Here is an 11,656-nt window from a genome sequence, read left to right as displayed (position 1 = left end):
TGATGTGAGATTGAAAGTGTAGAGCAGTTAATTATTCTACCTTCTCTCCACACCAGGAACATTCCCACTCCTTAATCTAAATGTTCCATCATCCACACATTCTGGTAGCCATTCCCAAGGATTATAACGACTATAAAAAGAATCAATCATTTCGATATTACATATACTTTTCGGTAGTGTTTTTAACCTGTTTCCATCTACCCAAAGTGTATTGATTTTTGTACAGTTACCAATTTCTTCTGGTAAGGAAGTGAGATAGTTCTTGTTTACCAACAGCGTCTCTAAATTGATCAAATTTCCTATCTCTTTAGGAAGTTCTGTAAGTTTGTTGTTTTCTAAGTTTAAACTTTTAATGTGAGTTGATTTCCAAACAAATTCAGGAATATCTCCATCTTCAAGGTACATATCTTGAAATGAGAGTCTTTTAAGATTTTTCATATCCTCTAAGTTCTTTGGATAACTAATTAGTGAGGTACAACTATCGAAAGAAAGAGTTGATAACTTATTTAGTTTTTTGATCGATTCTGGTATGCTTTTGAGATATTTATTATAATCTAAGGATAAACCTTTTAGGTTCTTTAAGTTGCCAATATTTTTCGGGATTTCAGTAATTAAATTTCCTGAAAATGTTAACTCCTCCAATGTTGTAATGTTACAAATACTATTAGGAAGCATTGTTATCTTATTATTATTTAATTTTAGTTTTTTTAGCTTATTTAATTGATTAATATTCTTGGGTATTTCTTTAATATTATTATTATCTAAAACTAAATATTCTAGATATTTTAGATTAATTACAAAATCTGGTATGTTTGAAATATTACCATTATTAATTTTTAGTGTTTTTAAGTTTTTAAGTTTTTCTAAATAGTGAAAATTTCTCGAAAATTGAGGATATTGTTTAATAGCAAAAAAATCAATAGAATCGCTTTTTAAAATAATATCCTTATGCCATTCGCTTAAGTCATCAGTATAACCTCTAAATGAAACACCATACATTCCATCTTCACTTATCCAAAAATTTGAATCTTTATATTTTGATTCAAGGTATTGTAAATATGGTGTAGTTTTATTGAGATTTGCTTTTGTATTATTACACGATAGGTGTATTAATAAAAAAATGAAAAGACATTTATAACCAATAATCTGACGCATATATCCTATTTTCTAAATAATTTTTAAATAAAATTTTCTTTTCAAAATCAACCAAAGTGATACTAATTTGGTTGACACCTTTTATATCTTTGAATAAATATTCGTTACGGTTTGTTATTTCTCCTTTAGTCTTCCCAAAATGCCTCCAGATATCAAAACCCATAATAAATTGAGGCATTTCATCTTTTTCAAATCTGTTTTTCCACTCCTCATTAAACTTCTCTGTAAAAGACATAATTATACTATCCAATTCATCTTTATGATCTTTTTTGTAAGTCTCCCAATGTGAACAACTAAACTCTGATTCACTATTATTCCCTTTTAAAGCAAGAATTTTTGCTTCAATTTGTGCATCATACTTTGTACGACTTTCATCATCCTGAAGTCTTTCTTTTTTCGAGTTTTTGAGGAGTTTTTCCAGTTCTCCCACTAAACTTGGGTTTCTAGATTCCCACATCATTTGGTTGTAGACCGTAGAGACATAACTTAAAGTGTTGTCGAATAAATATTCTTCTGTAGAATTTTGAGAGGTATAATCAATGGAAAATCCTACACCTACTTTCTTTTGCTTTGCATTTGCACTAACACCCGCATCAACCTTATCCCAAATACGGTAATATTGAAGTTTATAGTCAAAAAATCCACTTCCCTCTTTTACTGCATTTATTTCAATAACCTTTCTGTGGGTAAAATTAGCATCAAGACCATACTTTACTTTGTTCGATTTTATTTCATTTTCAATTTGCTTATAAAAAGGATTAATTTTAGAAATACATTTTTCTTTATTTCCGATATTTTTTAAAATAGAACCAAAGAGTCCTTCAAAACCCTCTTTTTTATTTTTAACCATTAGATGGATGAAATCTACATAATCTTTAATCATTTTAGAATCTATATCTACAAAAGGAACTTCAAATTTTAAATTGATGTAGTTTCCATTATTATCTTTGTTTGCATCGTTATGAACTCCTAATGCTTCAACCGATCCATGAATCATAGTGAAGAAAAATGGTAGGCTAAAGTGAAAACCTATAGTTGATTCGTAGATAGAATCATCACCATTAATTTCATTTAGATAATTTTTATCAACATCAGCGGAATAATCACTTGAAGTGCCTATGACATTTACGCCACTTTGTTTCTGTCTTTCTATGGTTACAATTTCTGCTTCTTTACCTCCCCCTCCTGCAAGGCTTTTTAGATCATGGTTAATACCACCACCAAATTTTCTTATTGATGTATATGGTTTTGCAAGCTCGTGTTTATATTTTGACCAATATCCTGACGAATCATCTAATCCATATTCTTTAGGATTGTAGTCATAAGTATTGAGAATGATTCTCATGTTGTTATGAAAATGTGCTAGAAAATGATCTACAGATTCATAACTTCCATTGAGTTTGTTCTGGGAATTTCCAAGTGTCCCACCAATTTCTAGACCCAATTTTTCCGATGCAATAAGTGCATCAATTTCCCCTGTAAGACCCACTTTCCAATCTAATGAGGTGACAAACCTTCGGTCATCAGTAACTGCACTCGAAAAACCTATTCCTGTATCCAATGAAACTGTAATAATATAATAAACAGATGCAGATATTTGTAAAGTAAATTCAATTGTTGAATTACTTACATTTTGGTTGAGCTTATCTCCCGGAAAGGTCGTATGAAAAATTTCGACAACAGATTCTGGATCATATTTTAATTTTTCTGTAGCGGTATTATTGGGAGCTGTAGCTGGATTAAAAATGATCGTATGAATACTCTTTTCAACGAAATCTTCAGCAAATTCTTTCTCAATACCTCCATTTTCTATTAAAGGTTTTATTCTACCACCAGCTTCGATTATAGAAATATAGGATAAATTTTCTTCTTCAATAAGGTCGTCAATATGTCCTAAAAAGATGGTTGCATTTTCTTTATTAGTATCATGGTGTTCGTTTAGAATTTGAATATATTCTTTACGGAGTAATAATTTATCTGCTATATCACTGATTGTTTCACTCTTCTTTTTACAGTAGAATAAATTTTTATTAATATAATAGCAAAATCCTGGATTGAGTCTTTCACCTTCTGTAGAAGGAATCCCTTTTGCCTCATATTTCAACGCAGCATTAATATTTATTTTTTCTAAACCAGTATGAATAGCATCGAAATCTATTTTTTTCTTTTGTTCTTCTTCAGGCTCAATTCTATACGTTTGTACTTTGTTCAATGGGGTAATTGTTTTGATTTTAGAAATATAATTACATTCTTCTACCATTATGAACAGCAGATCTGCCTAATCTTTGTTCCATTAAAATGGCACCCGGAGAATTATCAGGACAAACTTGATAAGTTGAGTCTCTTTTATAAAATTCTTTCTTGATACTCGGTTCAATCATTTGGAAAGTGATGATGTTAGTTTTGTTATAAATAGCTTTAATCAATACTTCTGACATAATCGATGCAATATTAGCACCCGATAATTGGTAACTCATTGATAATTTATCTACTAATCCGTCCTCAAAAGTATATTCATTTGGTAATGAAAATTTCCATAATTGTTCTCTTTCGTTGGCCAATGGAAATGGGAATTCGATGATGTGGTTAATTCTCCTCATCATTGCTTTATCCACGTGAGTTCTTATATCTCTTACATTACTGGCCAATATCACTATACCATCGAACGTCTCTAATCGTTGAAGGAGGTAGGACATTTCTTGATTACTATATTTATCTTTTGCTTCATTCACATTTTCGTTTCTCTTAGTGAAAATGGAATCAGCTTCATCAATAAATAATATACAATTTTGACCATGAAGTCTTGTAAATACTCTTTCCATTGCTTTTTCGAAATCGCCTACATACCTAGAAACTACTCTGGAAATATCTAAAGTATATGTACTCATATTGTATTTAGAACCTAGGGTAGTGGCGGTTAAAGATTTACCCGTACCTGGAGAACCCGAAAAAACAAAAATATGATTGTCTGAAATATATTTCTTTAAAGATTTGTCTTCTTTTATTTTAGGAAGTACCTCGAGAAGAAGTTCCAAAGGTTGAATTTCCTCTTTTGTTGTATCTGATAAAACAACTTCATCAAAAGGTACTTTACTTTCTTTTAATCGTGCAGGGAAGTCGATTTCATGATCTAAACGAGGAGATTCACCACCAATTAAATACTGAATAAAATTTGGAGAAAGTTTTAGTACAGAATCAAGAATATTGTTATTATTCTTTTGGAAAGGCTCTAAAAAGATAACACCATCTCTTAAAAGCGAAAAGTTTTTATCAGATAACTTTAGGATAAACTCGGATCTATACTCTTTAGAAATAATGATCTCTAGAAAAGTTTTTAATGTAGGTATATAAAGCTCTCTTTCGTTATCAAGATAACCTCCATACTTTGTTCTAAATTCAATATTTTTAAAACCTTCAACAAAGGGTAAAAAGAGATGGGGTTTTATTTGCCATGCATAAGAGAATACAATAAGGAATTCTTCTTCTATAGTCAGTTTATACTTTTTCGATAACTTACCTAAGTTAGCGTCTAAAGAAATAGGGTTAAGATGAATATCTGAATCATTATCTTCAAAAATATTGGTAATTAAACTATTTAATAATTCACATCTTGCATTTATCTCTTCTTCATGTATTACCTGAAGTGCATGAGATGGAGTAGTTAGCATAAGAGTTTTAGTTTTAAATAAAAAATCGTATTACATGGGGGATTTGTAGTAAAAAATCATGAATACGTTATCAATGCTAAACTATTACTTAAAAGACAGTATTCAAAAATTATTATTTATTTTTCTTCAAGTTTTTATAAAATCCATTCCCACAAAACGAGTAGAGCCACCAAGACAAAGTCAAGGTGGCTCACACACTTACGTTAAAAAGCTATGAGAAAGCAACTTTTTGTTTTTCCTTTCGGATTATTTTTTTGCTTTCCTTCCCTTTGATGATGCCTTTGTCATCATCTAACCAAACAATCGCACCTGTCGGGCATCTTTGTATCGGTTTTTGTGTAAGTTTCTCTTTATAATTTATCCTTGGTAAATTATCAACCATACTGATGCTGCCTTCAGCATCCATCACGCACTTGCCACAGGCAGTACAGCCTACTTGGCATTCCTCTAAAATCTCATCACCTTTTTGAAGATTTTTACAGGCCACCCAAAGTCTATTATTGATAGGTTCAAGAGAGAATAATCCTTTCGGACAGCTCTCTACACAATCTCCACAAGCAGTACATTTTTCAACATCTACTTCAGGAATTCCGTGTTTGTTCATCTGAATTGCATCAAAATCGCAACTCACAGAACAATCGCCTAATCCCAAACATCCCCAGAAACAGCCCTTCTGACCACCCGAAATTAGGGAAGCGGCAGAACAAGAAGACAGTCCTTGATACTCGGCACGATCAACGGCAACATTACTACCACCTTGACATGCCAAACGAGCAACAATTTTATCTTCATCGCCTAAAGCCACCCCTAAATAATCCGCAATCGCATTTTTTCCTTCCTCAGAGTTTACCGTACATTTTCCCGGTAACACTTCGCCTTTTACCACTGCTTCTGCAAAGGTTCTACAACCCGGCATACCACAAGCACCGCAATTGGCTTTCGGAAGCAAATCGTCGACTACATCTATTCGAGGATCCTCAGAAACATATAATTTCTTATTTGCGACAATCAGCATTATGGCCAATAATAAGGTGAGGCCACCTAATGCTGCTAATGCTGTTATTATACTCATATTTTTTTTCTTAGAAGTATGTAACAACTAATAGGTAATAACTAATAACTAATAAAATTCTACCTATTAGTTATTACCTATTAATTATTACCTACAACCTATTAATAAATCACTTCCGCCCACTTTCCGCCGGCGATCAACTCTTTCTTTCTCGTTTCCCATTTTTCTGGAGAACCAAGAATATTGGCAAAAGCGGCATCAAGCTTTTTCATAACATCTTTATAGCCAGCGATGTACACGTGAGTGTTGTTCATTGCTAGCATTTGTTTGATTTCATATGCTCGGCCTTCTATCACTTGATCTAAGTTGATTGGATCTTGCCATTTAGGACGAGGGCTTACTGCTTGTAATGCTTCAAACGATTTTTGATCATAATACTGTGTTAGATCATCATTTTCATCATTCATATACAGCATGTCTAGGCCACTCTTAGCACCATAGAACAATCTTATTTTACCTTTCCAATCTCCGATATCAGTGTAAATATGGTTGATGAATGCTCTAAAAGGAGCGATGCCTGTACCCATACCTACAAGGATCATATTGGCTTCATTGTCTTCTGGAACGTTAAAGGCAAGGTTAAATGGACCTGTGATCAATAACTCATCGCAAGGTTTTAAATCGCATATATAATTTGATACGATCCCTTTGAATAATTCTCCACTGAAATCGTCTACATAGGCACATCTTTTCACCAACATTTTAATCTGAAGCTTGCCAGCTACCTCTCTTGGAATGTCGGCAACACTATAAAGACGATGATGATATGTATTCCCAAAATCTCCGTTGGCACGAACCAAAACACCAAAACTTTGATTCACTTCAATTTTGAAATTATAATCATCTACTTCTAATAAAATTTCTCTCACCTCCTCTGTATCTTCAGGAGTGAGGCGGTCACTTTTTAAAACTACCGCTGAGTAACGTTTCTCTGTAGGGTAATCGCTTAAATGTGTCATAACTTTAAGTGTGTTTACTATTATATTTTTAAATAATTACTTGATTATCTTTCTTGCAGACCACTTTGCACTTACATCCAGCACATTTCGATCTGCCTGCCAAAGCATCATCATACTGATGCTCCTTAAAAATTTTCGACCACCCAAGTTGGACGATCATCCAGATAAGGATGATGCCGATGACGAGGGCTATGGGGATGATGTGGTTCATTTTAAAAACTAAGGAAGTAAGAAACTAAGGAACTAAGTTTTCTCTAAGGATATGTCAGCTTATATCATGAAGCTACAATGTTAAAAGTGAAATCGTGTTTATTATGAATCTCACCCCTTAGTTTCTTAGTTCTTTAGTTCTTAGTTTATTTATCCAAGTCCCGAGAATCCCATAAAACTCAAAGAAAGTATCCCAGCAATTAGCAATGTAATTGCCGTTCCTTTGACGATTTTTGGTGTATCGGCGAGTTCAAGCTGTTCTCTTAATCCGGCCATTAATAGGAGGGCGATGGTAAAACCAGCACCGGCACCGAGTGCGTATACAAATCCTTCGAGGATGTTGTAACCTTTGGCAGTTTGGAATAATACTAGACCAAGGATAGCACAGTTGGTGGTAATTAATGGAAGGAAAATACCTAATGCATTAAATAGGGCAGGGCTCATTTTCTTTACAAACATCTCTACCAATTGTACTGTTGAGGCAATCACCACAATGTAACTGATAAGTTGTAGGTAAGGAGCGTTAATAGCCGTAAGAATACCATTGATACCGAAGGCACAAAGTGAACTAATGACCATTACAAAAGTTACGGCTGCTCCCATTTTAGAAGCGGTCGCCACTTTACCTGAAACCCCTAAGAAAGGACAGATACCAAGGAAGTAAGCCAGTACAAAGTTGTTGATTAGACAAGCATTGATGAAAATGCTCCACAAATTGGCTGTATTCATGATTTCTTCGCTTTTCTTTCTTTCAAATAATTAAAGAACAGTAACCAGAAAGCGAGGGTGAAAAATCCTCCAGCAGGTAAGATCATGATAATCCACGACTGAAAGTTTTCGGGTAAAATCTGCAAATCGAAGACTGTTCCGCTTCCAAATACTTCTCTTACAACCCCTAAACAAAGCAATGCGAAAGTAAAACCAACACCCATACCCAATGCATCCATAATCGAATGTTTTAAGGTATTCTTTGAGGCAAACGCTTCAGCACGGCTCAATATCAAACAGTTCACTACGATAAGTGAAATGAATGCTCCAAGACTCTTATGTAATTCCACACTTATGGCCTGTATCACATAGTCGATAACCGTCACAAAAGTGGCAATAATTAATATGTACGACGAAATACGAACTTGTTTCGGGATGAAGTTTCTCAATAATGAAATCAAGATATTCGACATCAATAAAACAAAAGAAGTAGCTAACCCCATTGCCAATGCGTTCATCGAAGTATTGGTCACCGCCAAAACGGGACACATACCCAACACCTGAACGAAAACAGGATTCTCCTTCCAAAGTCCCTTGATGAACTCATCCGTACTTTTCTGCTCTTTCGCCTTTTTATTTTCTTTTACAGCGACACTCATTTTTTTTCAATTAAAAAACAATAAAACGAAGTGCTTATATAAGGTAGTTGGTTATATGTAGCAGGTAGTAGGTAGCAGGTTTGGTTCGCTCCTCAATTCGTGTACTTTTATTCATAAAAACACTCATTTTGTCAAACTCTTAACTCTTAACTCCTAACTCCTAGTTCCTAACTCCTACTTGCTAACTCCTACTTGCTACCTGCTACTTGCTACCTATCTTCGGTCCCATCTCCTGCATACTCGAGTTAATAATATCTCCAATTGCTCGGCTTGATATTGTGGCTCCAGTAATACCGTCGACTTCCCAAGGATTTGTTTTTTCACCTTGTTTAACGGTCACCACCTCATTGGCTAATGCTTTTTTGTCGGCGTTTAATGTGACGTCTAAACTGATGAAATTGGCAAGGAAGGCTTCTTCTTTTTCTATCTTATCTCCCAAGCCAGGCGTTTCTTTACTCTCGAGTACTTGAAACCCAACGATGGCTTGTTTTTGAGGATCATAACCATAAAGTATCTTAATGATGTCCGCATACCCTTGTCCACTGGCTTCGATGGCGTAACCTACAAGTTGGTTGCTTTCGTCATAGCCTGCGTAAAGCGTTTCGCCTTTAGCATCTTTATCGACTTCGGTTAATTTCCCGTCGATAAATTGCATGGGCTTCATGCTCTTGGCATTTGGAATCACTTGGAAGATGGCTTTCTCTAAGGCTTCTGCTTTTAGGAAGGCTCTTCTTTCTTTCGTTCCCTCAAAGATGAGGACGATGAGAAGGGCACAAAAAGCACCTATACCTACCATGGCCATCAGCATTTTTTTGCTATTGGCTGAATTTTCTTGTGGTATGGATTGATTCGGTAGATTCATGATTTCGAAAGTTTTGATGTTCCATAAACTCGAGGTTGAATCACTCGATCCAATTGTGGTGCTAATGCATTACCTAAAAGGATAGCATACATTACGCCTTCCGGTAGTCCACCCCATATTCTGATGATCACAACCAGAATACCAATGAAACTTCCGTAGATAATAACACCCAGATTGGTAATCGGAGAACCGACCATATCTGTTGCCATAAAGAAGGCACCAAGCATTAATCCACCAGAGAAAACAATAAACCAAGGTGTAGGATATAATTCAGGATTATATAAGTACAGCATTCCTGAGAAGAGGAAGGCAGAGGCAATAATGGAAACCGGAATTTTCCAATTCATCATACCTCTGTAAATCAAATATAAGCCTCCTAGTACGATGGCTATTGTACAAGTTTCACCTGTTGATCCACTCACAAATCCAAACACTAAATCTGTGGTTTCAGCCGATATATGATCAAACTTAAACGCAGATAGAGGAGTGGCTCCCGATTGTCCATCAAAAAATGGTTGCATAAACGGAAGTGTGTATAATGAAGAAGCTACTGATGTAAATCGATCTGACATTAAAGCAGGATACCATGTGGTAATCGCTACCGGAAAGGCTGCTTGTAAAACCGCACGCCCGACAAGTGCAGGATTGAAAACATTGTAACCTAATCCGCCAAATAGATATTTACCTAAACCAATGGCAATTACACCTCCCATAAAGGTCATCCATAACGGAAAAATAGGAGGGAGTGTTAACCCAAGTAATACACCAGTGATTACAGCAGAATAATCATTTATCGTGGAAGCTTTGCCCGACCATTTGCATAAGAAATGTTCTGTCAGTAAACAGGATGTTACCGACATGCCAATGGTTAACAAAGCACTAAGACCAAAAACATAGATCGAAAATGCGGTAGCAGGAATTAATGCATAGACCACATTTTTCATAATCACATCGGTAGTCACTCCTTTTTTAAGGTGTGGTGATGTGCTAATATTTAATGTTTGATTACGCATGTGCTTTCGCTTTTCGTTTTCTAACAATTGATTTTGCTATGCGGAATCGCTGTACTAAAGGAATATTTGATGGGCAGACGTAAGAACAACTACCGCACTCAAAACAGTCCATTAGGTTACAGGTTTCAGCCATTTCATCGTATGCTTTTACTCTTGATAGTAAACCCATTTTTGATGGATTTAAACTAATAGGGCAAGCATCGACACAGCTTCCGCATTTTATACAAGGAAATTCTCGTTGAACATCAGGTACTTCGTCTTTAGTGTATACCACAATTCCAGATGTCCCTTTTACCACTGGGATATCAAGGTTGGAAATGGCGACACCCATCATAGGTCCACCTAAATAGACCTCAGAAATTTGATCTGAAATTCCGACTTCTTCGAGCACATATCGGATAGGTGTTCCAATAGGAATCAGATAGTTTCCTTTTTTCTTCACACCTGGACCGGTAATCGTAACAACTCTTTCTTGGATACCCTGACCGTGAGGAAGTAATCGTCCTATTTCCGCCGAAGTCGCGACATTCACCACCACAACTCCAACATCAATAGGTAAGCCTCCTGAAGGAACTTCGATATCGAGAACACTTGTAATCAACATCTTTTCGGCTCCTTGCGGATACTTTACGGGTACAACTCTTATTTCAACAGGAAGACCTTCCGGAATATTTTTTTCCAAATGATCTGCTGCATTTTGTTTATTTGCCTCAATACCGATAATACATTTTTTCGCACCCGTTGCTTTTAAAAGATAACGAATGCCCATAAACACATCATCAGATTGTTCGAGCATCACTCTATGGTCAGTAGTTAAATAAGGCTCACATTCAACTCCGTTGAGGAGGAGAACATCACATTGTTTATCCTCTGGAACTTTCAGTTTTACGTGGGTTGGAAACGCCGCACCACCTAAACCTACAATACCCGCTTGTTGGATGGCATTCAAGATTTGCTCTTTCGACGCATCTTCTGGATCAAGAGGAATGCCCTCCCTTACCTCTTGTCCAGAGTAAGGGAAAGCCTCCAAATATACACCAGTCACCATCTTCCCGCTGACGGTAGGCACTTTTGTGATCTTACGAATTACTCCAGAAACTGGGGCGTGAACCGGGACAGACATATAACCGTTGGCTTTGGCAATCAGTTGCCCGCGGTCTACTTCTTGTCCCTCGTTCACTAATAATTCAGATGGACCACCAATGTGCTGTTCCATTGGTAGGATAAACACCGGAGCGAAAGAAAACTGTTTTATCGGTAAATCTTTCGTGTCGTCTTTATGCTCCGGTGGATGAATCCCATGTTTGAACGTATTTTTATAAAAATTAAATAACTTCATGGGTCGTTCCT

10 protein-coding genes are annotated in these 11,656 nt (G+C 35.7%); all 10 read right to left on the bottom strand.

Going from position 1 to position 11,656, the window contains the following annotated elements; all coding sequences use genetic code 11:
* Positions 1-36: 36 nt before the first annotated feature.
* Complete coding sequence (locus KMW28_RS26670; RefSeq protein WP_183364028.1) at positions 37-1,155, bottom strand: leucine-rich repeat domain-containing protein; 1,119 nt, start codon at positions 1,153-1,155, stop codon at positions 37-39.
* Positions 1,133-3,367 (bottom strand): hypothetical protein, encoded by a 2,235-nt coding sequence (locus KMW28_RS26665; protein WP_183364026.1) that lies wholly within the window; start codon positions 3,365-3,367, stop codon positions 1,133-1,135. Before KMW28_RS26665 ends, KMW28_RS26670 begins: the two co-directional genes overlap by 23 nt.
* A 31-nt stretch (positions 3,368-3,398) precedes the next feature.
* The gene (locus KMW28_RS26660) at positions 3,399-4,823 is read right to left on the bottom strand and encodes an ATP-binding protein (protein ID WP_169667062.1); all 1,425 of its coding nucleotides are present in this window, start codon (positions 4,821-4,823) and stop codon (positions 3,399-3,401) included.
* 211 nt (positions 4,824-5,034) lie between these two features.
* Positions 5,035-5,895, bottom strand: a complete 861-nt coding sequence (locus KMW28_RS26655; RefSeq protein ID WP_169667064.1) for an RnfABCDGE type electron transport complex subunit B — start codon at positions 5,893-5,895, stop codon at positions 5,035-5,037.
* A 101-nt stretch (positions 5,896-5,996) separates the two neighbouring features.
* Positions 5,997-6,854, bottom strand: a complete 858-nt coding sequence (locus KMW28_RS26650; protein WP_169667066.1) for a ferredoxin reductase domain-containing protein — start codon at positions 6,852-6,854, stop codon at positions 5,997-5,999.
* A 360-nt stretch (positions 6,855-7,214) separates the two neighbouring features.
* Complete coding sequence (locus tag KMW28_RS26645) at positions 7,215-7,793, bottom strand: electron transport complex protein RnfA (protein WP_169667068.1); 579 nt, start codon at positions 7,791-7,793, stop codon at positions 7,215-7,217.
* Positions 7,790-8,431, bottom strand: coding sequence for an electron transport complex subunit RsxE (gene rsxE, locus KMW28_RS26640; protein WP_169667070.1), 642 nt, complete (start codon positions 8,429-8,431; stop codon positions 7,790-7,792). The genes KMW28_RS26645 and rsxE overlap by 4 nt, the downstream gene beginning before the upstream one ends.
* Before the next feature lie 202 nt (positions 8,432-8,633).
* A complete protein-coding gene (locus tag KMW28_RS26635) occupies positions 8,634-9,293 on the bottom strand; it encodes an RnfABCDGE type electron transport complex subunit G (RefSeq protein ID WP_169667072.1) in 660 nt (219 codons plus the stop codon).
* A complete protein-coding gene (locus KMW28_RS26630) occupies positions 9,290-10,306 on the bottom strand; it encodes an RnfABCDGE type electron transport complex subunit D (RefSeq protein WP_169667074.1) in 1,017 nt (338 codons plus the stop codon). The genes KMW28_RS26635 and KMW28_RS26630 overlap by 4 nt, the downstream gene beginning before the upstream one ends.
* Positions 10,299-11,645: an electron transport complex subunit RsxC gene (rsxC, locus tag KMW28_RS26625; protein ID WP_169667076.1), complete on the bottom strand. Its 1,347-nt coding sequence runs from the start codon at positions 11,643-11,645 to the stop codon at positions 10,299-10,301. The genes KMW28_RS26630 and rsxC overlap by 8 nt, the downstream gene beginning before the upstream one ends.
* Positions 11,646-11,656: the final 11 nt, after the last annotated feature.

This window comes from Flammeovirga yaeyamensis (assembly GCF_018736045.1).
Lineage (GTDB): Bacteria > Bacteroidota > Bacteroidia > Cytophagales > Flammeovirgaceae > Flammeovirga > Flammeovirga yaeyamensis.
The sequence above is the reverse complement of the archived record's forward strand: the minus strand, read 5'-3'. Positions and strand labels throughout refer to the sequence as shown.

Bases quoted from the DNA above. Each gene is read 5' to 3' on its own strand.
- KMW28_RS26670 (WP_183364028.1), bottom strand. From the start codon at position 1,155: ATGCGTCAGATTATTGGTTATAAATGTCTTTTCATTTTTTTATTAATA.
- rsxE (WP_169667070.1), bottom strand. From the start codon at position 8,431: ATGAGTGTCGCTGTAAAAGAAAATAAAAAGGCGAAAGAGCAGAAAAGT.
- rsxC (WP_169667076.1), bottom strand. From the start codon at position 11,645: ATGAAGTTATTTAATTTTTATAAAAATACGTTCAAACATGGGATTCAT.
- KMW28_RS26650 (WP_169667066.1), bottom strand. From the start codon at position 6,854: ATGACACATTTAAGCGATTACCCTACAGAGAAACGTTACTCAGCGGTA.
- KMW28_RS26630 (WP_169667074.1), bottom strand. From the start codon at position 10,306: ATGCGTAATCAAACATTAAATATTAGCACATCACCACACCTTAAAAAA.
- KMW28_RS26635 (WP_169667072.1), bottom strand. From the start codon at position 9,293: ATGAATCTACCGAATCAATCCATACCACAAGAAAATTCAGCCAATAGC.
- KMW28_RS26645 (WP_169667068.1), bottom strand. From the start codon at position 7,793: ATGAATACAGCCAATTTGTGGAGCATTTTCATCAATGCTTGTCTAATC.
- KMW28_RS26660 (WP_169667062.1), bottom strand. From the start codon at position 4,823: ATGCTAACTACTCCATCTCATGCACTTCAGGTAATACATGAAGAAGAG.
- KMW28_RS26655 (WP_169667064.1), bottom strand. From the start codon at position 5,895: ATGAGTATAATAACAGCATTAGCAGCATTAGGTGGCCTCACCTTATTA.